At 61.3% G+C, this 20,719-nt stretch carries 24 protein-coding genes; 16 read left to right on the top strand and 8 right to left on the bottom strand.

What is annotated here, in order from left to right:
• Nucleotides 1-58 precede the first annotated feature (58 nt).
• Nucleotides 59-685, top strand: a complete 627-nt coding sequence (locus LB555_RS05655; protein ID WP_224682421.1) for a DUF995 domain-containing protein — start codon at nucleotides 59-61, stop codon at nucleotides 683-685.
• Nucleotides 686-1,556: 871 nt separating this feature from the next.
• Here the strand turns inward: LB555_RS05655 and galE are convergent.
• The 3 genes from galE to LB555_RS05640 form a co-directional block, all read right to left on the bottom strand.
• A complete protein-coding gene (galE, locus tag LB555_RS05650; RefSeq protein WP_224682420.1) occupies nucleotides 1,557-2,588 on the bottom strand; it encodes a UDP-glucose 4-epimerase GalE in 1,032 nt (343 codons plus the stop codon).
• Nucleotides 2,585-3,631, bottom strand: a complete 1,047-nt coding sequence (locus tag LB555_RS05645; RefSeq protein ID WP_140717917.1) for a UDP-glucuronic acid decarboxylase family protein — start codon at nucleotides 3,629-3,631, stop codon at nucleotides 2,585-2,587. Before LB555_RS05645 ends, galE begins: the two co-directional genes overlap by 4 nt.
• A 1,141-nt stretch (nucleotides 3,632-4,772) precedes the next feature.
• Nucleotides 4,773-5,243 carry a carboxymuconolactone decarboxylase family protein gene (locus tag LB555_RS05640; protein WP_015318481.1) on the bottom strand — a complete coding sequence of 157 codons (471 nt, stop codon included), beginning with the start codon at nucleotides 5,241-5,243 and terminating at the stop codon, nucleotides 4,773-4,775.
• A gap of 85 nt (nucleotides 5,244-5,328) precedes the next feature.
• Between LB555_RS05640 and LB555_RS05635 the strand changes: the two genes are divergently transcribed.
• The 4 genes from LB555_RS05635 to LB555_RS05620 all read left to right on the top strand — a co-directional run bounded on the left by LB555_RS05635 (nucleotide 5,329) and on the right by LB555_RS05620 (nucleotide 8,138).
• Nucleotides 5,329-6,006, top strand: a complete 678-nt coding sequence (locus LB555_RS05635) for a TetR/AcrR family transcriptional regulator (protein ID WP_224682419.1) — start codon at nucleotides 5,329-5,331, stop codon at nucleotides 6,004-6,006.
• Nucleotides 6,007-6,025: 19 nt separating this feature from the next.
• Nucleotides 6,026-6,637 carry a hypothetical protein gene (locus tag LB555_RS05630; protein WP_224682418.1) on the top strand — a complete coding sequence of 204 codons (612 nt, stop codon included), beginning with the start codon at nucleotides 6,026-6,028 and terminating at the stop codon, nucleotides 6,635-6,637.
• Nucleotides 6,634-7,500, top strand: coding sequence for a 23S rRNA (adenine(2030)-N(6))-methyltransferase RlmJ (locus tag LB555_RS05625; RefSeq protein WP_224682417.1), 867 nt, complete (start codon nucleotides 6,634-6,636; stop codon nucleotides 7,498-7,500). Before LB555_RS05630 ends, LB555_RS05625 begins: the two co-directional genes overlap by 4 nt.
• Nucleotides 7,501-7,685: 185 nt before the next feature.
• Nucleotides 7,686-8,138: a hypothetical protein gene (locus LB555_RS05620; RefSeq protein ID WP_015318477.1), complete on the top strand. Its 453-nt coding sequence runs from the start codon at nucleotides 7,686-7,688 to the stop codon at nucleotides 8,136-8,138.
• A 241-nt stretch (nucleotides 8,139-8,379) separates the two neighbouring features.
• Here the strand turns inward: LB555_RS05620 and LB555_RS05615 are convergent, their stop codons facing one another.
• Entirely contained in the window at nucleotides 8,380-8,691 is a 312-nt protein-coding gene (locus LB555_RS05615; protein WP_015318476.1) for a transcriptional regulator, read from the bottom strand.
• 634 nt (nucleotides 8,692-9,325) lie between these two features.
• Between LB555_RS05615 and LB555_RS05610 the strand changes: the two genes are divergently transcribed.
• Nucleotides 9,326-9,703 carry a hypothetical protein gene (locus LB555_RS05610; RefSeq protein ID WP_181171221.1) on the top strand — a complete coding sequence of 126 codons (378 nt, stop codon included), beginning with the start codon at nucleotides 9,326-9,328 and terminating at the stop codon, nucleotides 9,701-9,703.
• Between the two features lie 426 nt (nucleotides 9,704-10,129).
• Nucleotides 10,130-10,726 carry a glutathione S-transferase family protein gene (locus LB555_RS05605; protein ID WP_015318474.1) on the top strand — a complete coding sequence of 199 codons (597 nt, stop codon included), beginning with the start codon at nucleotides 10,130-10,132 and terminating at the stop codon, nucleotides 10,724-10,726.
• A gap of 60 nt (nucleotides 10,727-10,786) precedes the next feature.
• Here the strand turns inward: LB555_RS05605 and LB555_RS05600 are convergent, their stop codons facing one another.
• A complete protein-coding gene (locus tag LB555_RS05600) occupies nucleotides 10,787-11,443 on the bottom strand; it encodes an outer membrane protein (RefSeq protein ID WP_224682416.1) in 657 nt (218 codons plus the stop codon).
• A 412-nt stretch (nucleotides 11,444-11,855) separates the two neighbouring features.
• Between LB555_RS05600 and LB555_RS05595 the strand changes: the two genes are divergently transcribed.
• The 6 genes from LB555_RS05595 (at nucleotide 11,856) to LB555_RS05570 (ending at nucleotide 16,294) form a co-directional block, all read left to right on the top strand.
• Nucleotides 11,856-12,620: an SDR family oxidoreductase gene (locus LB555_RS05595; protein ID WP_224682415.1), complete on the top strand. Its 765-nt coding sequence runs from the start codon at nucleotides 11,856-11,858 to the stop codon at nucleotides 12,618-12,620.
• Nucleotides 12,617-14,701: an excinuclease ABC subunit UvrC gene (gene uvrC, locus LB555_RS05590; RefSeq protein WP_224682414.1), complete on the top strand. Its 2,085-nt coding sequence runs from the start codon at nucleotides 12,617-12,619 to the stop codon at nucleotides 14,699-14,701. The genes LB555_RS05595 and uvrC overlap by 4 nt, the downstream gene beginning before the upstream one ends.
• A gap of 98 nt (nucleotides 14,702-14,799) precedes the next feature.
• Complete coding sequence (gene pgsA, locus LB555_RS05585; RefSeq protein WP_023773423.1) at nucleotides 14,800-15,396, top strand: CDP-diacylglycerol--glycerol-3-phosphate 3-phosphatidyltransferase; 597 nt, start codon at nucleotides 14,800-14,802, stop codon at nucleotides 15,394-15,396.
• A gap of 1 nt (nucleotide 15,397) precedes the next feature.
• A complete protein-coding gene (gene moaD, locus LB555_RS05580; RefSeq protein ID WP_140664705.1) occupies nucleotides 15,398-15,655 on the top strand; it encodes a molybdopterin converting factor subunit 1 in 258 nt (85 codons plus the stop codon).
• 5 nt (nucleotides 15,656-15,660) lie between these two features.
• Complete coding sequence (locus LB555_RS05575; protein ID WP_224682413.1) at nucleotides 15,661-16,143, top strand: molybdenum cofactor biosynthesis protein MoaE; 483 nt, start codon at nucleotides 15,661-15,663, stop codon at nucleotides 16,141-16,143.
• Nucleotides 16,144-16,147: 4 nt separating this feature from the next.
• A complete protein-coding gene (locus LB555_RS05570) occupies nucleotides 16,148-16,294 on the top strand; it encodes a hypothetical protein (RefSeq protein ID WP_224682412.1) in 147 nt (48 codons plus the stop codon).
• A gap of 62 nt (nucleotides 16,295-16,356) precedes the next feature.
• On the opposite strand, the gene ndk is transcribed toward LB555_RS05570, so the two are convergent.
• Nucleotides 16,357-16,779, bottom strand: a complete 423-nt coding sequence (gene ndk, locus LB555_RS05565; RefSeq protein ID WP_015318467.1) for a nucleoside-diphosphate kinase — start codon at nucleotides 16,777-16,779, stop codon at nucleotides 16,357-16,359.
• Between the two features lie 318 nt (nucleotides 16,780-17,097).
• Here ndk and LB555_RS05560 point away from each other — a divergent pair, with 318 nt between their 5' ends.
• A complete protein-coding gene (locus tag LB555_RS05560) occupies nucleotides 17,098-17,370 on the top strand; it encodes a DUF2934 domain-containing protein (RefSeq protein WP_224682411.1) in 273 nt (90 codons plus the stop codon).
• Between the two features lie 91 nt (nucleotides 17,371-17,461).
• On the opposite strand, the gene LB555_RS05555 is transcribed toward LB555_RS05560, so the two are convergent.
• Nucleotides 17,462-18,154, bottom strand: a complete 693-nt coding sequence (locus LB555_RS05555) for a glutathione S-transferase family protein (RefSeq protein ID WP_140823712.1) — start codon at nucleotides 18,152-18,154, stop codon at nucleotides 17,462-17,464.
• Between the two features lie 64 nt (nucleotides 18,155-18,218).
• Here LB555_RS05555 and LB555_RS05550 point away from each other — a divergent pair, with 64 nt between their 5' ends.
• Nucleotides 18,219-18,731 carry a DinB family protein gene (locus LB555_RS05550; protein ID WP_140617195.1) on the top strand — a complete coding sequence of 171 codons (513 nt, stop codon included), beginning with the start codon at nucleotides 18,219-18,221 and terminating at the stop codon, nucleotides 18,729-18,731.
• Between the two features lie 60 nt (nucleotides 18,732-18,791).
• Here LB555_RS05550 and LB555_RS05545 read toward each other — a convergent pair whose 3' ends face one another.
• Nucleotides 18,792-19,751, bottom strand: coding sequence for a LysR substrate-binding domain-containing protein (locus LB555_RS05545; protein ID WP_015318463.1), 960 nt, complete (start codon nucleotides 19,749-19,751; stop codon nucleotides 18,792-18,794).
• Nucleotides 19,752-19,861: 110 nt separating this feature from the next.
• Here LB555_RS05545 and LB555_RS05540 point away from each other — a divergent pair, with 110 nt between their 5' ends.
• A complete protein-coding gene (locus tag LB555_RS05540) occupies nucleotides 19,862-20,695 on the top strand; it encodes a hypothetical protein (RefSeq protein WP_181177931.1) in 834 nt (277 codons plus the stop codon).
• Nucleotides 20,696-20,719 lie beyond the last annotated feature (24 nt).

Raw genomic sequence — 20,719 nt, 5'->3', positions numbered from 1 at the left:
CTGTTAAATAATTCGCAAAGGCTGTCGCGCCGATAGCGCTGCCCTGGGCCGCACAGACATGCCAACGCTGATTGTACCGATAGCTCCGACCAGGTCGCCGCCGCATGGCGTAGATCGTCTGCGGCGCAGGGAACGTCGTCGGTCCGCACGTTTCACGCTGCTCCTGTTTGTCCTGGCCCTCTGCGGCCAGGTGGCCCTCCCGGGAACGTCCCACGCGGCTGCCGCCAAGGACAGCGCACCTGCAAAAGCGGATAGCGCTCTTGCTCCAATTGCCGCCACTGTTCCAACTGCCTATGAGCTGCAGCTTCTGTATGCCGATCGCACATGGATATGGGAAAATGGAGCGGCCTATTTCGCGAAGGGCAATCGGCGCCTTGAGGCCTGGACGTCGGGGCAGGATTCAGCGTCTGTCGCAGAGGGCAGGTGGCTGGTGACCAAAGACGGCAAGATGTGCATGGATGTCGCTTGGCGGTCCAACAGCTACAAGGGCAAACAGCGCCGCACCTGCTACAGCCACCGAATCAAGGATGGAACGATCGAGCAACGCAAGGATCCGCACGGAGAATGGTACAGTTTCAAACGAACTCCCGAAGGTCCTTCCGACGAATACCGAAAATTCGAATCTGGTGATACCAAGGCCGCGCGGTTCGAAGAGGCCCGCAAGTTGATCGACTCCAAGAACTGATGCATATCGCTCGGAAGTGTCCTCGGTTCCGGGACAACGACATGCACGAAATCAGAAGCTTACAGCAGGTCGGGCGGATCCTATTCGCCGCGGCAGGCGCCGTTCCTGGCTCCGTTGGCCCCTCCCGATACCACATCGGTGACGGCGTGTCCGGAGGGGCGGATTCAGGCAGGCCGCTTTTGCCAGGCCTGTGAAGAAGCTTGCGAATCGCTTATAAAACGCTGAGCAGTCCGGCTGGAATTGTCGGCGCATCGACCGCCGATTGGCGCAATCACTTCTCTCTGACAGAACGACAAGACGATGGATCCAACACCATATGGTTTTCATGAAATTTAATAATTAGTGATGTCTAATATTTGTGTGTGATGTGCGAGTGGTCACTGAAACGGCGTGAAGCGGCGCAGGTGTCGCAACGCGCCCCAGCTTATACTCAAAGGCAAGGGACACATGGGGAACAATTCCGCAATGGGCGCTTCTCGCCTAAGCAAGAAAGCTCTCTCTATTGTTGTGGTGGCGATGACCTCTCTGGTTGCAGGATGTCAGGGGATGGATACGACCAGAACCGGTTCCGTCCTCATTGCACCGGTCGCGCATCCGCTCCGGAGCAAGCCTTCAGTCCGACCGGTCCAGGCTGGATACATCGTGCGTTCGCTCAGGATCGAGCCTGAGGTGCTGATGACAAGGACTATCCGCACCACTGAAAGAACTTACGCTTTTGCTCCGCCACCGCCGATCGCGATCCGCACAACGGGACCCGTGAAGGTCGCTTTCAGTCCTGTCGATGAAGGTGCGTTGTTAGGAGGCTCGCCTTACATCTGCAGCCCCAGCGGATTTGGCCAACGCGCAAGCTGCCACCCGCGCTATCTCTGATCTATCGAGCAGCGACCGCTACCGCGCCGTCGCTTGGTGGCAGTATCATCGGTTTCGTCCGCAGCCCGAAGAATGGGGCGGCGGTCCTGACGATCGTGTCGATGTCGGAAAGCTGCGGCACAAAGCCAAGGTGCGCGCGCGCCTTGCTCGGATCGGCATAGAGTTCGGCCGGATCTCCCGGGCGCCGGGCCCTGAAGACGGCCGGAACCGGTCTTGAAGTCATCCGGCTGACCGCCTGGACAATCTCCTTGATGGACACGCCTCGCCCGGTGCCGAGGTTGACCGCCAGGCTTTGTCCCCCGCCCTCCAAATGTTGAAGAGCTTTCAAATGGGCGCGGGCCAGATCGCTGACGTGGATATAGTCGCGCACGCAAGTCCCGTCCGATGTCTCATAATCCGTGCCGAAGACCTCCACCTCGTCGATGATGCCTGACGCCGCCATCAGCACCCTGGGAACCAGATGCGTTTCCGGCGAATGCCACTCGCCGAGCTCCCCGTCGGGATCGGCCCCGCAGGCATTGAAGTAGCGCAGGATGGCGAACTTCATTCCGTATGCGTTGGCATAGTCGCTGATGATCTGTTCGCCTATCAGCTTGGTGCGCCCGTACGGGCTGATCGGATTTTGCGAAGAGGTCTCACGAATAGGCAGTGCTTCCGGAACGCCGTAGGTTGCGCAACTGCTGGAAAAGATGATGTTCTCGATCGAATGCGCGCGTGCGGCGTCGAGTACGGCGATGGTGCCCGTGACATTGGTGGAATAGTATTCGGCCGGCTGACCGACGGACTCTCCAACATAAGCAAGCGCCGCGAAGTGTATGATGGATGCGGGCCGATAGGCTTCGATCGCCGCCTGCAATGCATCCCGGTCGCGGATGTCGCCGACGACAAGCGGACCCCAGGCGACGGATTTCCGATTGCCGCGGGACATGTTGTCGAATGCCACCGGCAGATAACCGGCCGCGGCAAGCAGCTTGCACGTATGGCTGCCGATAAAGCCGGCTCCCCCTGTCACCAGGACTGCCGGCTGGCTCATGAAGCCGCGGCCCCTTTGGTAATCCGGCTCCCGTAGAGCAGGGCGTCGAAATAGTCGACGGTATGCGCGAGCCCTTGGGCCAGACTGATCTTCGGCTCCCAGCCAAGATTGCTCCTGGCGAAGGAAATATCCGGCTTGCGTTGTCTGGGATCGTCGATCGGCAATGGCCGATGCACGATTTTCGATCTGGAGTTGGTATAGCTGACAACCAGTGTCGCGAGTTCCATGATGGTGAATTCGCCGGGATTGCCGAGGTTGACCGGATGGGCAGGCGCACTCGGCGCATTCATCAGCCGCATGAAACCCTCGATCAGGTCGTCGGCGTAGCAGAAGGAGCGGGTCTGCAGGCCGCTGCCATAGACGGTCAGGTCTTCGCCACGCAACGCCTGGACGATGAAGTTCGAGACGACGCGCCCGTCATCGGGTTGCATGCGACGACCGTAGGTGTTGAAGATACGGGCTACGCGAATATCGAGGCCATACGTCCTCGAATAGTCGAAAAAAAGGGTTTCGGCCGAACGCTTGCCTTCATCGTAGCAGGAGCGCGGTCCGTGCGTGTTCACATTGCCGAAATAGCTTTCGGGCTGCGGGTGCACGAACGGATCGCCGTAGACCTCGGAAGTCGAGGCCTGGAATATCTTGGCATTGTTCCGACGCGCGAGTTCCAACAGGTTCAGCGCGCCAAGCACACTGGTCTTGAAGGTATGGATCGGATCTGCCTGATAATGTGGCGGAGAAGCAGGGCAGGCTAGATTGTAGATCTCGTCGAACCGAAGGTCCAAAGGCAATGCATCGACGATGTCGTGCTCCATGCAGCTGAATCTCGGATCGCGCAGCAGCGTATTGAGATTGTATCTTTTGCCGGTATGGAAATTGTCCAGTGCGACGACGTCGTATCCGTCCTGCAAAAGTCGTTCGCACAAATGCGATCCTAGGAAGCCCGCGCCTCCAGCGACCAGCGCACGGCCTCGGTTATGGTCGTTGCCGTTGCCCCTTTGATCGTTTCTGGAACCAAGTTTCAGAACCTTGATGACCTTACTCATGCTTTCCTCCACGCACCGCACACGCTACCGCCGGGCAGGGCAAAGCACTGCCCGGCCACGTCCTTAAACGCGGCAATCTCCGCATCCGCGGATCGCCATCACTGATGTGCGCTTGTCACTAGCTGAGTTACGAGGCCGCTGCCGCCCGGCTTGTATCTGCCGTTCAGCAGTCCATGCGCCCCAAGATCGCGATCACGCGCCCCATGCCATCATCGCCGATTGCTCGCCCAAATTGCACATCCCAACGCCCTGAAAACATACCTGTGAAAATTCAAGTCAACTAAATTAGAGATTCCTTAACCAATTGTGTTTGCCATTGGTTAATCATGGCCGACGCGTTCCCGGCGCGGGCGCGGATGGCCACGGCCGGGGTTCTTCATTTTGAATCAGCATATTGGCTCGATCCAAGCAAATTTCACAGGCTGCCGCGATCTCTTCTCGGGTGCCATCAAAAGCCTGATGTCGAGGAACAGGGCGGAGTGTCCTTGTGAGATCATTGGGGTGGGTAGCCCCTGGGCACTGTCTGAAATGAAGAGCGATTCAGAAGGCGTCAAATCTTCAGGTTGCAATGAGATTGCTGCCCAAATCCGCTGGGACTGCAGACATAAACGCTTGGCCGTGAATACTTTGCCAGTATCTCTCTGCGGACGAAATCCACGTCGCAACTGGCAGCGGCGCAGAGCAGACCAAGAGTCAAAATCAGAAGGCAGAATCGGCCCGCAGGAATGACTTTTAACGCCGATTTCTCTCTGTCGGGCCGCCCGTGTCCTCTGTGCATCGAGGTCCCTCATCCGCCAAGGTATGAGTCGACATCCCCTTCTCGCCTGCAGGCGCATCGAAGTCATAGTGGAATGCCGGCCATCTCGGCAATGGCATTTGAGGGCATAGGCTAGCTGCTGTCCATGGCGCGACCACGCATCCAGGTTGACCGCCGCACTGGCGCGCGGGCCGCAAAAATGGTCGAGATGGTCCGTTTCTCAGCGGGCCATCTCGTTCAGGCAACCACAAAACAGGGACGCCTGTTGTCGTGTGGCAGGCCGCTCCTGACGCGGCGCCGTGCTCCAGCTTGGCTATGTTACTCCCGTCGGGACTGCCCGCCCGGCGGGCTTACTGCCCGCCCATTTCCTTCTTGCCGGCGGGCTTACTGCCCGCCCATTTCCTTCTTGAATGTGTCGAAATCGACCTGCATGCCGTTGAAGATAGTGCTCCAGTGGCGCGTCAGCGCCGCCATCGCCACGGCTTCCTCGATCTCCTCGTCGGTAGCGCCGGCGCGCTTGGCGTCCTGCGTGTCCGACCAGATGCAGTAGGTGCAAGGAATCTGCGCCGCCACGGCCAAGGAGATCAGCGACTTGACCTTGGGCGGCAACGCCGTCTTGTCGCTGAGCTCGATGGCCTTGACCTCGGCCCAGGCACCGGGCAGACCGGTTTTGGGAAACTGTTTTACAAAGCTTGGGACGCCGCCCATGGTCGACTGTATGTCCTTGAGGGTTGCATCATAGTCGTCGGCATGGGCAGGTGCGGAGCCAAGCGACAGGACACAGGCTGCTGCGGCGGACAGGAACACATGCTGGGATGAAGACTGCACGGATTTGACGATGCGATGGTACGACATGGTTTTCTCCTCTGGTCTTTGTTAGCCTTACGATGTAAGGTGACGGCGAAAATGAACCTTACACTGTAAGTTGTCAAGCGGCGCTATGGATCAGCCAATCACGAAACAGAGAGCGCGCGGGCGTCTGTCGCGCGAAATGATCGAGGACGCGGCTTTCGAGGTGATCGAGAGGGAGGGCCTTTCCGGCTTTTCGATGCGCAAGCTCGCCGCCGCGCTCGGCTGCGAGGCCATGAGCATCTATCATCACTTTCCCTCGGTGGCGCATCTGCACGAGGCGCTGATCGACCGGCTGATCGGCGCCCTTGAAGTGCCTGACACCAGCCTTCCCTGGCGGCAAAGAATGCGTGTTGCCGTCGACGATTTCCGCCGCATCGGCCGCGAGCATCCCGCCTATTCCACTCTCATCGTTACCTACCGGATGAATTCGCCGACTTGCCTTGCCTGGTTGAACGGCATTATCGGCTTGTTCAAGGATGGCGGCTTCGACGCGGAACTCAGTGCGCGGCTCTTCCGCGCCGTGGGCTATTATCTGATGGGCGCGGTGCTGGACGAGAACGCGGGCTATTCCAGAGGCCCGTCCGCGGTGAACACGGTCAGCGACGAGCAACTGGCCAGGGACTATCCAAACGTCGTGGAGGCCGGGCGCTTTTTTGGCGCCGCCGAATTCGACAAGACCTTCGAACTCGGCCTCGACATGCTGCTGGACGAAATGGAACGCCTGCGCGACGGCGCCGATATAAGCCGACCGTCCGGCAGGGTTTGATTGCAAGGTGACCGCCTGAATGCGCTTTCTCTTCGTCCTGATCCTGTTGGCCGGCACCGGCATCGGTCTCATCTATCCCTGGGCGACGGCCAATTTTTCCGGCCGCGAAATCGGCACCTGGCGGGTCTACGAGCAGGGCCGATTCAAGCCGTTGACCGTATCGCTTAGGGATCGCGATGCGCCGGTGCGGGTGCTGGTGGACCTGACCGCGAGGGCCGAACGCATCGTTTCGCAGCAGCGCACTGTGTTGACGCTGACCGCGGCCACCAATGGCCGCACGGTGCTTGCCTCGACGCTGCAGTTCAACCATGTGGACAATCCGCGCCAGGCCAGCCCGCAACTGCCCGACAAGATCTTTCGCGACGAGGCTGGCCTGATCGCCACCGTCAGCCCTGGCGCTTACGTCTTCACGGTCGGCCCGGGCGATGCCGAGGACATACCGATGCGAGCGGTCGACCTTGTCTTGCGCTCCGGTGGCCGAGAAATCGACGGCCGCGCGCGGCCGATAGGCTTCTCGCTGATGGCGGTCGGCCTGATCGGTTTCTTGCTGTCCTTGCGTTCTGCTGGCGGGCGACCGGAAAATCCGAATTCGCAGCCGCCGCCGCCACGTTGGGGCAGGGGTCCCACATGAACTATCGCCACGCCTACCACGCCGGCAATTTTGCCGATGTCGTCAAGCATGTCGTGCTGACGCGCCTGCTCGACTACCTGAAGCAGAAGGACAAGGCGTTTCGCGTCATCGACACCCATGCCGGCATTGGCCGCTACGATCTGTCGTCACTCGAAGCGCACAAGACAGGCGAGTGGCAGGGCGGCATCGGCAGGCTGATAGATGCCGCGTTCGATGCGAAGGCGGCGGCGCTGCTGGCGCCTTATCTGGCGGCGGTGCGCTCGCTCAATCCGGAGGGCGGCGTAAAGAAATATCCGGGCTCGCCGCTGCTCGCGCGCAATCTCCTGCGCAAGCAGGACCGGTTGTCGGCGATCGAACTGCACCCGAAAGAAGCCGCCAGGCTGAAGATCGAGTTCGCCGGCGATTTTCAGACAAAGGTGATGGAACTGGACGGCTGGCTTGCGCTCGGAGCGCACCTGCCGCCGAAGGAAAAGCGCGGCCTGGTGCTCATCGATCCCCCCTTCGAGGAAGAGGGTGAGTTCGGCCGCCTCGTCGACGGGCTGGTGAAGGCGCACAGGCGCTGGCCCAGCGGCATCTACGCGCTGTGGTATCCAATCAAGGACCGCAAGGCGGTGATCGCCTTCAGGAAAGCGCTGAAGCAATCCGGCATCTCGAAAATCCTCGACATAGAATTCGAGATCAGGCCGGCCTCTTCCGATCCCAGCCTCGATGGCACCGGCATGGTGGTGGTCAATCCGCCCTTCACGCTGGAAGGCGAGCTGCGAACCATACTGCCGGCACTGCACAAATTGCTCGCCGTGGGCAAGCCGGCCCACTGGTCGCTGGAATGGCTGGCCGGCGAGCAGGTCCCGCCGCCGGAATAGCCCGTTTCGATCGCCGCGTTCCTTACGACCGCACGATCAGTCCGTGGGGAACTTAGCCGTTTCCTGCGGGTTGCTGCTTACAGCAATTGCCCGGCGCCGGTTTCTGGAAACCATTGTTTCGGCAACCGCTTGACCGCCGCCGAGCGAATCCGCACAGTGCGCGCAATCGACCTTGAGAGGCTGCCATGACTCGCTTCGCCAAATCCGCACTTGCTGCCCTGATTTCGCTCTGCACGCCCCTTGCCGCGCCTCTCGGTGTCACCCGGGCGGTCCAGGCGGCCGACCTCGGCGTCTATACTGAGGACGATGGCAGCATCTGTGGCGAGACATGGGTGCTGAGCAAGATCACGCATCGGTTCTCCTACCAGGTGCATCACGTGCCCCATCTGCCCGACGTCGCCATTACCGATTTTCGCGACATTCGCCAGCACCGTTATCAGCAGGCGAGCGAGGAATGGCCGATCGGTCGTCACTATTGCCGGGCAACCGTCAGCCTGTCGGATGGCCGGGACCGATCGATCTTCTATCTGATCGAGGAAGGCCAGGGCTTTGCCTCGATCGGCGACAATGTCGAGTTCTGCGTCTCGGGCTTCGATCGCTGGATGGTCTATAACGGCCGTTGCCGCGTCCTGCGCTGAACGCACCTCGTTCTCCTTCCGATCTTTTTCGCGCCTGCGGCCTGAAGGGGGCGCAGGCGAGACGCTGACGCCCCGGCGGGTCGGCGCCTGCGCCGGCGTCGCGCTCGGCGCCATCTGTCTCGGCTATCAGCCGTGATGACAACGCGCTCCTTGTCGAAACACGCGGCAATTCCGCCGCCGTCGAACTGTCGACGGGCGGCTCGCCGTATCGTGAGGCGGTGAACCAAGGCTCGTCGCTTTGCTATTTTCTGCGACGCGTTGCCTCTGCCTGATCGATGATCTTGCGAAGAAAGGCAATGTGACCGCGAAAGGCCTGCCGCCCGGCCGTCGTGACCCTGATCCGTGTCTGCGGCCGGCGTCCGACGAAAAGCTTTTCAATATCGACATAGCCAGCTCTGGCCAGCGTATCGAGATGTGCTCCGAGATTGCCGTCGGTGACTTCGATCATGGCTTTCAACTGGACGAACTCCAGGGTCTCGCGCCTTTCCAGCATGTTCAGGACGGCCATGATCCTGAGCCGTGTACTCTGGTGGATAATGTCATCGGCGCTCATCAACAGGCTCCAATGCGGCAAAGCCTTGGGTTGTCGCCATATGGCTTGGCGATTTTGCGGTGCCATTTGCTTCTGTATGGCCGAAACCGACGGCGCAATCGCATCTCATACAGAATACTCTGTTCTACAGAGTATTCTGTCAGTCGGAAAGCCGATGCTCAAGCCATGCTTGACAAGGTGATCTTCAGATCGACCGTCGCATCGCGCTCGTGATCCGCGCGAACCGCGCGCCTGCAAAAGATGATCGCTTCGATGACGCGGCGGGTTATGATGTTCACGGCCAAGGATCACGCGTGAAGCCGCTCGCTAATCTTCGGATCTTGATGGCGAGATCGCATCGGGAATGCCGGTATCGATTTGCTGGCGACGTCAGAAGATCAGCAGCGGATTTTTGCGATGATGAGTGTGATTGTGTGTGGATCGCAACTAAAATTTAAGTTGAGAAAATCATACCATTGCTTCGCTGGCTAGCGAGACGCGAGTCAGATATGCATTGCGCGCCGGGGTCATTCACGGCCATCGGCATAACGTGAAGGGGCATGACATGGCTAAGCAGTCATCTAAAGCGCCGGCATCCAAGGCACCGGCAAAGAAAGCACCCGCAAAAGCAGTCGCGGCGAAGGCCGCAACAGCAGTGAAGAAAGCAGCGCCTGCCAAGGCGGCGGCAAAGCCGGCAGCGAAGGCGCCGGCCAAGAAACCGGCGGCGGCCAAGACTGTCGTGAAGCCGGCAGTGAAGAAGGCGGCGCCCGCGAAAGCGGCGGCGAAAGCGGCGCCGGCCAAGAAGCCTGCTGCCAAGGCGACGGCCAAACCCACAGCCAAACCCGCTGCCAAGAAGGCGGCTCCCGCGAAAGCCGCGGCGAGGCCGGCAGCAAAAGCGGCACCGGCCAAGAAGCCGGCGGCCAAGCCAGCTGCCAAAGCAGCCGCCGCCGCGACCAAGCCGGCGGTGAAGAAAGCCCCAGCGCCGAAGGCAAAGGCAGCGCCTGCGAAGGCGAAGGCTCCGGCCAAGAAGTAGACGGATCGTTGGGGCGTCGCGTGTCCTTCGGGATCCGGCAAGGACGCTCTGGATCGGAGCATGTTCGGCAACGGGTTCAGCCCTCTGGGCTGAGCGTCGGGAAGGGGCCGAGGGGCAAGCAAAGCGAGGCGCCGGTTGGCTGCCTCGCTCGCCCAACTTTTTTGCTCCTCGCGGTGGTTGGCGAATGTATCGGCGTGACGCTTAGCGCCTGCGAAGCGTGGGTGCCAGAGAAGTGTAGGCGCACGTTCGAATCGGGCGACTTTTTGTCGTGGCCTGCTGATACTTTCCAGAGTACCGGCATCAGGCTTGTCGTGATGCCAAGGCGGAAACCGCAGCCGGTTTCTGGCCGCTGTTTTTTTGCACTCTGGCAATTGATCGCGACAGTCCTGCGGTCAACACTGGATGTTTGCAAACAGGAAACCGATCATGCCGAAGCTGCTCTACGCGTCCGCCTCTCCCTACAGCTCCAAGGTAAGGATGGCAGCGGCCTATGCCGGAATCGCCCTCCATGAGGTGCCGGTCAAGACCGAGGACAGGCCGGCCGAACTGATCGGCGCCAATCCGCTCGGCAAGATCCCGGTGCTGGTGCTCGACGATGGCCGTTCGGTTCACGACAGCCGCGCCATCACCCAGCACCTCAACCGGATTTCGAAGAACGTCTTGTTTCCACGCAATCCCGACAAGCGTCTGGAAGCGGAAGTGCTGGAGGCGCTGGCCGACGGTATCTGCGATTGCGCGCTGTCGATGGTCTACGAACGCCGCACCCGGCCTGAAGAGATGGTCTATCAGCCCTGGCTCGATCGGCAGTGGGCGAAGATCACGGCGGCACTCGATCTGCTCAACGCCAATCCGCCAAAGCTGCCGAAGAAGATCACGGCAGGTCAGTTGGCATTGCGTGCCTGCCTCGGCTATCTCTCGCTCCGCTTTGGCGGACGGTGGGAGAAGGGGCGCGGCCGGTTGACCCGCTGGGCGGCGCGTTTCGACGAAAAATTCCCGGAGCTGAAGTCCGCGGTTCCGGCCTGAGCGATCGGCACAAAAAAGCCGGGCGCGAGGCCCGGCTTTTCGTGTCGTGGCTTGAACGACTTAGAACTTCATACCGAGGCCGAAGGTGACGCGGTTGTCCGTCGCCTTGACCTTGCCGATACCGTCGAAGCTCTTGCTGCCGAAGTCGGTGTAGCGATACTCGACGCGGCCGAAGACATTGTCGGTCAGCTTGATGTCGGTGCCGACGCCAGCGGTCCAGCCGAGCATGGTGGCGGTGTCGCTGGCAGGAATGGCGGAGTCCTCGACCTTCTGGTGTTTGCCGGCGAGACCGCCGGTGCCATAGAGCAGGATTTCCGGGGTCACGGCATAGCCGAGACGAGCGCGCAGCGAGCCTTCGAAGCCGCCCTTGGAGTTGATAAAGTTATCGTCGCCTTTGACGCCGTTGTAGCCGAGTTCGGCTTCACCGCCGTACACGAAGTTCTCCTGCTGCCACTGATAGCCGCCGAAGACACTGCCGACAAAACCCTTGGTGTCGGTCGAGAAGCCGAGATCCTTTTCCTTGGTCTTGCCGCCGAAGCCGTAGCCAAGGTTGATACCGGCATAGGGACCGGCCCACGAGGCGACCGGAAGTTCGGCAACCGGAGCGGGTGCCGGCGGCTCTTCCGAAACGACGTCCGCGGCATAAGCGGTACCACCGAGGGCGAAGAGCCCGAGCGCAACAGCCAGCGGCCGTGCGAATTTGAGATTGGCTTGCATTGTTCTTTACTCCTTAAGCCACAGGACACAGGCTTGTTTCTCACGATCGCCATCGACCCGTCCGGGGGGTGAAACGGATCTGGCGTTCGTCGGTTCCAAATGTCGTGTCAAAATGCGGCTGAACCGAACCTGAACTTGGGTCATTCCCCGGCGCGAATGAGGCAGAACCTTGACGTTGCATCTTCGCAACAGCGAAATGTCAGCAGCAAGTTCGTGCTGCGCTGCACGCGGCTTGGTGCAAGGACTCCAGCGACCTATATTGCGGTCCGGCGGTTGCGAGTCCAAGAGGGCCCGGCACGTCGAACTGGGCACTTCGCCACAATGTTGCCCCAGGTGCGAACGCCGTTTAACGCATGCCGGGCCATATTTCGTCGGCGTCGCGTTTTCGGGCCGAAATTGAGGATTGACACATATGAGCAAAGCCACTGCCGTGGCGCTGGTGACCGGTGGGGCGAAACGGATCGGCAAGGCGATTGTCGAGGACCTTGCCAGCCATGGCTTTGCGGTCGCCATCCATTCCAATCGCTCGCACGATGCGGCGGATGCACTGGCCGCGGGGATCAACCGGTCGGGCGGGCGTGCCGCCGTGGTTGCGGCCGACCTGACCGACATGGATGCCGTCGGCGACCTTGTCGGCCAGGCGGAGGCCGCGCTGGGCCCAATCTCGCTGCTGGTCAACAATGCTTCGCTCTTCGTCGATGATTCCGTCGAGGATTTCGACTGGCGCGCCTGGGACCGCCATTTTGCCATTCACCTGAAAACCCCGGCGCTGTTGGCGCAGAACTTCGCCCGTTCCTTGCCGGAAGGGCAGGACGGGCTGATCGTCAACATCATCGACCAGCGCGTCTGGCGGCCGACGCCGCGCTATTTTTCCTATGCGCTATCGAAATCGGCATTGTGGACGCAGACGCAGATGTTGGCGCAGGCGCTCGGGCCGCGCATCCGCGTCAATGCGATCGGGCCAGGCCCGACGCTGAAGAACGTGCGCCAGGACGATTCGGATTTTGACGCGCAGGTCGCTGGCCTCATTCTGAGGCGCGGCCCGGAATTGCCGGAATTCGGCGCCACCATCCGCTATCTCTGGCACGCGCGCTCGGTCACCGGTCAGATGATCGCGCTCGACGGCGGCCAGCATCTTGCATGGCAGACGCCCGATGTGACAGGCATGGCGGAATGAGTCCTTTGGATCACAAGAACAAGGTGCGCGGCGGCGCTGATGATCTTCCTCCCGAAATCGACCTCGAGGACGAGGCACTGGAGGAGATCGTCGAACCGGTTGGCCCGGATGTCGCCTTCACGGCCATCGACTGGACGCCGCATGCAGGCGACGCCGAAGGCATGGTCGGCGCCGAGGTGATTCAGACACTGGTCAAGCGGCTGCCCAATGCGCCCGGCGTCTACCGGATGATGAACGCCGCCGGCGACGTGCTCTACGTCGGCAAGGCGCGCAGCCTGAAGAAGCGTGTCACCAACTACGCGCAAGGCAGATTCCACACCAACCGCATCGGCCGCATGGTGCGCGAGACGTCGACGATGGAATTCGTCGTCACCCGCACCGAGATCGAGGCGCTGCTGCTCGAAGCCAATCTCATCAAGCGTTTGCGGCCGCGATTCAATGTGCTGATGCGGGACGACAAGTCGTTCCCGTATATCCTTTTGACCGGCGACCATGTCTCGCCCGGCATTTACAAGCATCGCGGCGCGCGGTCGCGCAAGGGCGACTATTTCGGCCCCTTTGCCTCGGCCGGTGCCGTCGGCCGCACCATCAATTCCCTGCAGCGCGCCTTCCTGCTCAGAAGCTGCACCAATTCTTTCTACGAGAACCGCACGCGGCCATGCCTGCTCTACCAGATCAAGCGCTGCGCGGGTCCGTGCACCGGCGAAATTTCGCATGAGGGTTATGCCGAGTTGGTCGCCGAAGCGAAGGACTTTTTGTCCGGCCGCAGCCAGAAGGTGAAGACCGAGATTTCGGCCGCCATGCAGCAGGCTTCGCAAGACCTCGATTTCGAGCGCGCCGCCATCTATCGCGACCGACTGGCGGCCCTGTCGCACGTGCAAAGCCATCAGGGCATCAACCCGGCGACCGTCGACGAGGCCGATGTGTTCGCCATCCACCAGGAAGGCGGCCAGGTCTGCATCCAGGTGTTTTTCTTCCGCACCGGCCAGAACTGGGGCAACCGTGCCTATTTCCCGAAGGCCGATCCGGCGCTGGAGGGATCGGAAGTGCTGGGCTCGTTCCTGGCGCAGTTCTATGACGACAAGCCGACACCGCGTGCCATTCTCTTGTCGCAGACCGTCGAGGACCAGGAACTGCTGGCCGAGGCGCTCTCGACCCGCGCCGGCCGCAAGGTGGCGATTTCCGTGCCGCAGCGCGGCGAGAAGAAGGACCTGACCGACAACGCCCTGCAGAATGCGCGTGAGGCACTCGGCCGTCGGCTGGCCGAAACCTCGACGCAAGCGCGGTTGCTTGCCGGTTTCGCCGAGACCTTTGGCCTCGCCAAGCCGCCGGTGCGCATCGAGGTTTACGACAATTCGCACATCATGGGCACCAACGCCGTCGGCGCCATGGTCGTCGCCGGGCCGGAAGGCTTTGTGAAAAACCAGTACAGAAAATTCAACATCCGCTCGACCGAGATCACGCCGGGCGACGATTTCGGCATGATGCGCGAAGTGATGGAGCGGCGTTTTTCGCGGCTGCTCAAGGAGCATGGCGATGTCGCCGTGGCCGAGGGTGCGGCAGCGGGCGAGGCGATGGCGGCCGAGGCGGGCGATGATATCGAGGACGACATTTCCGGCAGCTTCCCGGCATGGCCGGACGTCATTCTGATCGATGGCGGCCAGGGCCAGATGACGGCGGTGCGCAAGATCCTGTCGGATCTCGGCATCGAGGACCGGGTCGTCGCCATCGGCATCGCCAAGGGGCAGGACCGCGATGCCGGCCGCGAGCGTTTCTTCGTCAGGGGCAGGGACTCGTTTTCATTGCCGGTTCGCGACCCCGTGCTCTATTTCGTCCAGCGGCTGCGCGACGAGGTCCACCGCTTCGCCATCGGCTCGCACCGGGCCCGCCGCAAGAAGGAGATGGTCAAGAGCCCGCTCGATGAAATCGCCGGCATCGGCCCCGGCCGCAAGCGCGCCCTGCTGCTGGCATTCGGAACCGCCAAGGCGGTCAGCCGCGCCGCGATCGAGGATCTGAGAAAAGTCGATGGCATTTCCGAGCAGGTCGCCAAATTGGTCTACAATCATTTTCACGAAAGTTGAAAAAATTCGCCACTTTCAACTGGCCAGTCGAATCTGGCCTGTTGACCCCCTACAACAGCTTCTGATTTGAGTACGCAGGCAGAAAGAGTCCACCAGACATGGCCCAGCGCGCGTTCAACCTGCCTAATATACTGACCTACGCCCGTATCGTCGCGGTGCCGCTGGTCGTGTTGTGTTTTTTTCTCGAAGGCCATCTGAAATCGAGCGACTTCGCTCGCTGGTCGGCGCTGGTCATTTTCCTGCTGGCGTCCGTTACCGATTATTTCGACGGCTATTTTGCGCGTGCCTGGCAGCAGACCTCCAACATCGGCAAGATGCTCGATCCGATCGCCGACAAGCTGCTGGTCGCCACGTGCCTCTTGCTGCTTGCGGCCGACACCGACCGCCATGCCGGCATCGCCGGCTGGTCGCTGTGGGCGGCCATCATCATCCTGTGCCGCGAAATCCTGGTTTCCGGCCTGCGCGAATATCTGGCGGCACTCAAGGTCTCGGTGCCGGTGACGCAGCTCGCCAAGTGGAAGACCACCATTCAGATGGTCGCCATCGCTTTCCTGCTGGCGGGGCCGGCCGGCGACAAGGTCTTCCCACTGACAACGCAGACCGGTCTCGTGCTGCTGTGGATCGCGGCCCTCGTGACGCTCTACACCGGCTACGACTATTTCCGCGCCGGCCTCAAGCACATCATGGACGAGTGAGATGACGACCCGTCTCATCTACTTTGCCTGGGTTCGCGAACGGATCGGCATGCCGGAAGAAGATGTCGAACTGCCGGCTGGCATAGAGACGGTCGCCGACCTCTTGCGCTGGCTGCGGTCGCGCGGCGAAGGCTACGAACACGCGTTGCAGTATCCCGACGTGATCCGCGTTGCCATCGACCAGGAACATGTCGACCACCGCGAGAAGATATCGGGCGCGCGCGAAATCGCGCTGTTCCCGCCGATGACCGGGGGCTGACAGTCATGCCGGGCGTCCTGGCAGCGACCGTGCGCATTCAGCGCCAGGATTTCGACGTCGCGGCCGAGATCGCCGCACTGACGCAAGGCCGCGTCGACATTGGCGCGGTGGTCACCTTCTCAGGCCTGTGCCGCGACGAGCAGGGCGCGCTCTCGGCACTCGAACTCGAGCACTATCCGGGCATGGCTGAAGCCGAGATCGGCCGCATCGCAACCGAAGCAAGCGAGCGCTGGCTGCTGCAAGGCCTCACCGTCATCCATCGCCATGGCAAGATCGCGCCGGGAGAGAACATCGTGCTGGTGGTGGCCGCTTCGGCGCACCGCCAGGCGGCATTCGAGGCGGCGGACTTCCTCATGGACTACCTCAAGTCGCGTGCACCCTTCTGGAAGAAGGAACATCGCACCGACGGCTCCGAGGGCGGCTGGGTCGACGCCAAGGAAACCGATGCCCAGGCAGCCCGGCGCTGGAAGCGGCCGCCATCCGAATAATACCGTGCCGACCTTGCTCGTCGGGCATCCGTCGGCCAGGCTCATTCGGGACTGCCGTTTCCTCGTTTACGAGGGCGCGCCGCATGGCCTCATGTACACCCATATGGATCGGCTGCATGCCGATGTGCTGCGATTCGTGCGCGAGAGTTGAGCGCCAGCAAAGAAAAAGGCCGGCGAAACACCGGCCTTCTCGCATGGACGTGCAGTGTCGGCTCAGCCGACGATTTCGGTATCCGAGAACCAGTACTTGATCTCCTGCGCGGCCGTTTCCGGCGCATCCGAGCCGTGCACCGAGTTCTCACCGATCGAGAGCGCATGCACCTTGCGGATGGTGTCTTCGGCGGCGTTGGCCGGATTGGTGGCGCCCATCACTTCGCGGTTCCTGGCGATGGCGTTCTCACCTTCCAGCACCTGCACGATGGTCGGGCCCGAGGACATGGAGTCCACCAGTTCGCCGAAGAATGGGCGCTCCTTGTGGACGGCGTAGAAGCCCTCCGCCTCGCGGCGGCTCATCCACACCCGGCGCGAGGCGATAACGCGCAGGCCGGCCTCTTCCAGCATCCTGGTGATGGCGCCGGTGAGATTGCGCCGCGTCGCGTCCGGCTTGATCATGGAAAAAGTGCGTTCGAGCGCCATGGGTCGTCCTTGTCTGAATTCGAATTGAGAGTGGCGGGCTCTATACAAGCCGCCCGGCTGATTGCCAAGAGGGCAGAGGAGAGGGGTGAGGAGAGGGGTGAGGAGCTGGGGTGAGGCGTGGTCCGCCAAGCGTTCGGAAAGCCAATTGTTTGACTTTCCGAACGACGAACGCCCGGAGCGACAGCGCAGGGCCGGAATGGTCGGTATTTCCGTGGCTGATCCCGTCGGCCGTCGGCATCAGACGGCTGCACAGCAACGGTTTGCTTGCTATAGTCGCCCGGTCGGCGCCGCGCTGAAGTCGGCCCGAATGGAGACAACATGACCATGACAGACGATCGTCAGGAGCGCATTCGCAACCGTGCACATCAGATCTGGCAGGAAGAAGGGCACCCGGCCGGTCAGCACGAACGCCATTGGCATCAGGCGGCGGCCGACGTCGACCGGGAGGATGCGGGGAAGCCGACGGTGGGCAAGAAGCCGGCCAAGAAGGCACCTAACGCCAGCAAGGCAAAAGCCGCGCCCAAGCAAGAAAAGCTCGTCGCCAAAGCCGGCAAGCCGAAAGCCAGCAAGCCAAAGAAGGCGGCCAAGTAAGGCGGCGAAGTAAGGTCAGCTGTTCGGCCCCTGATTTTCGCAACAGGCTGACAGGCTCGAGCTGCCCTGCGGATAGAAGGCCTTTGCGGCGTCACGCCGCCGCCGCAACCTTTCGTCCAAGCCCGCCATGCAGGTCGAGGCAGCGGGTGAACCACTGCGCCACCACGTCGCTGTCTTCGAGCAACTTGTACGGCGATGCGATGCGCGCCCATTGCAATGCGCCGAAGACGATATAGTCGGCAAACAGCGGCGAGGCGCCGCCGATGAATGGCTGGTAGCTCAACATGGAGCGCAGCGGCTCCAGCGCCGCCCGGAAGGTTGCCAGGCCGGCGTCGCGTGCGGCGACGACGTCCTCCAGCCGCTTGCCGAAGCGCTGCTCCCGGCTCTGGCGGAAATACGAGCCATTCTGTTCGTCTTGCATGGCATGAAGGTCGACGAGCGCCGCCGTGGTGACGTAAGGGTGGATGGTCGATTGCGACCAGCGCTCGATGAAGCGCGCCATCGTCTTGCCGCCTTCGCCGCCAAACAGGCTAGGCCGATCCGGATAGGCCTCTTCGAGATAGAGCGCGATGGCAAAGGAATCGGTGACGACCTTGTCGCCGTCGCGGATCACCGGAACGGTTTTCGAAACGCCGCCCTCAACGGCGGGCACTTCGAGAAAACGCGTCGGCGCGGTCGAGATATCGAGCCCCTTGTGGGCCAGCGCCATTGTTGCCTTCCAGCAATGTGGACTGAACGGGCGGCCCTCGTCACGCCCGACGAGTTCGTAAAGCAGAATGGTCATTGGCGCGGGTTCCTTTGCGGTCTAGGTATCGCTCCCGACACCCGAAACGGACCGGCGGGAAAAAATGAAACAGCACTTCATGATGTTTGCGGCATACAATCAATGGGCCAATGGCCGCATCTACGATGCCGCCGACGATCTCAACGACGAGGAATTCAATCGCGACGTCGGCGTCTTTTTCGGCTCGCTGATGGGCACGCTCAACCACCTGCTCGCCGCCGATCGCATCTGGATGAAGCGCTTCACCGGCGAAGGCGCCGCGCCAACGACATTGGACGCTATATTGTACCGGGCCTTGCCTGTCCTGAGGACAGCGCGCGAGGCCGAGGACCGGCGGATTATCGACTGGCTCAGCGGCTTGAGCGACAAGGCGCTGTCGGGTCGTTTCACCTATATGACCGTATCGGACATGCGCACCGTCTCGCAACGCCTGGCGCCCGCGCTGGCTCATGTCTTCAACCACCAGACCCATCACCGCGGCCAGGCGCATATGATCCTGACGGTCCTGGGTCGCCCGTCAGTGCCGCTGGATCTGGCGCATTTCCAGCGCACCGAGGAGGGCAGGGCTTTCGCCTGATCCAGATGGTTTCGTTCTAAATTCGACGGCGAACGGTTGGCGCGGACTATCGCCGCATTTTTACACAGCCGCCGAAGCCAGGCCGGTGACTTCGCCATCCAATTGGCTCTGTGTCAGAGCCGCTTCCGCCATCACCCATTGCTTGAACCGCAGCACCTTGCGCGCGGCAAGGCTCTTGTGGGGCGAGACGAAATACCAGCCGGCCGTGTTCGGATGGTGGACGGCAAAGGGAGCGACCAACCTCTCGGCGCGGATGTCGCTGGCCATATAGGCACGGTTGGCGACGGCAAAACCCATTCCGGCATTGGCCGCCTCGTAGGACATCATGCAAGAGTCGAAATAGATGCTTTTGGTCTCGCTGAGCACAAAACTGGCCCCGGCGAAACCAAGCCAGGATTGCCAGTTCTGGGTGCAGGTGTCGGAATGCAGCAGCGTGAAGTGCTTGAGGTCGTCCGGCGTCACCTTTGATACCGGCTTGTCGCCGAGAACCTCATGGAACAATTTGCGGTTGCACACCGGGGTCAGGTCTTCCCGAAACAGCAGGTCGGACGGCAGTCCGTTGAAATGGCCGTCGCCATAGCGGATTTCCAGATCGAATTCGGAAGTCGTGAACTCATGCGTCGCGTACGAGGTCGAAACCCGCATCACGATATCGGGATGTTGCTGCTGGAACAGCGGCAGGCGCGGAAACAGCCAGCGCGCGGCAAATGTCGGCAGCACGGATATTTTCAGCACATGTTCCTGTGATTGCCCGGTCGCTTCCATGCTGGCGGCGACGATACGCTCCAGCGCCTCGCGAACGCGCGAGACATAGGTCTCGCCCTCCGGTGTCAGCGATACCGCATTGCCGCCGCGTTGGAAAATCTTGAAACGCAGCTGGTCCTCCAGGCTCTTGACGCGCTGGCTGACCGCCGATGCGGTGATGAACTGTTCTTCTCCGGCACGCGTGAAATTGCCGTGCCTCGCAGCACTCTCCACGATTTTCAGCGAATTGAGGTTGACCTGACTGAGCAGACGCACGGTTTCGACCTTAAGCTTGGCTTACGGTAGCACTAGCATTCCTAATTTTACAGGGGGAGCTAATTTAATCGACTGTTAGCCAAGTGTTTGCCCCCACTTGGAGAAGTACAATGAACGCACATACGATACCCGAATTGCGCTATGCGATGAGCCGCGAGGCCATTATCGGCCACGAAACCGCCTGGAAGGTGTCGAGCTTCGGCGTTGCGCAGTATCTGCATGGCTATGATCCGGTACTGCTTGCCGCGATCGAGGAGGCCGCCCTGAAGCTCAAGGCCAGCCATGCCGTGCACAAGCATCTCGATCTGACCTTCATCACAGGCGCCGACCGTTTCATACCTGAAATCAAGGAGTTGCTGAACGACAAGTTGCGCCTGGAGCGACTGTCCGACATGATGGGCACGAAGCTGGAACCCTATCCGCTGTCGATCGTCGGTTCGACCGTCACCTTCATGAATCCCAGGGATGGCGCCGTCGAATGGCATTGCGACGGCGTTCCGGTCACCGAACTCATTCCGCTGTCGATCAGCGATCCGCTGGTCGGCGGCCATCTCGAAATCTATTGCGATGATTCCGAGACCGGCCGCGCCATTCTCGAATCCGGCCGCGAGATTCCGCGCAACCGTATCATGCGCATCGATCACAAGATGAGATATGCGACGCTCGGGCAGTTCCTTGGCGTCCTGCACCGCACGGCGCCGATCCAGTTCGGCGAACGCGTCACCCTGGTGCTCAACCAGCGCTCCGTGGCCAAGCCCTATGTCGACGACAACAGGATGTTTTACCTTGCCGCCGACAACGATCACGACCGCGAATGGGTCAATGAACTGGCCGAGGACGTGTGGACCAATCAGCTGCCGGCCTATCGCCGGTTCGAGGCGGAACATCCGATGCCGGCCCCGGCCGAAGCACCGGTTCCGGGTGGGGCCAGGGATTCATGGTAACGATCCATGATCCGGAAAGGGAGC

Source organism: Mesorhizobium sp. BR-1-1-10, assembly GCF_020165595.1.
Lineage (GTDB): Bacteria > Pseudomonadota > Alphaproteobacteria > Rhizobiales > Rhizobiaceae > Mesorhizobium > Mesorhizobium australicum.
This window is presented reverse-complemented; position numbering and strand designations above follow the sequence as displayed.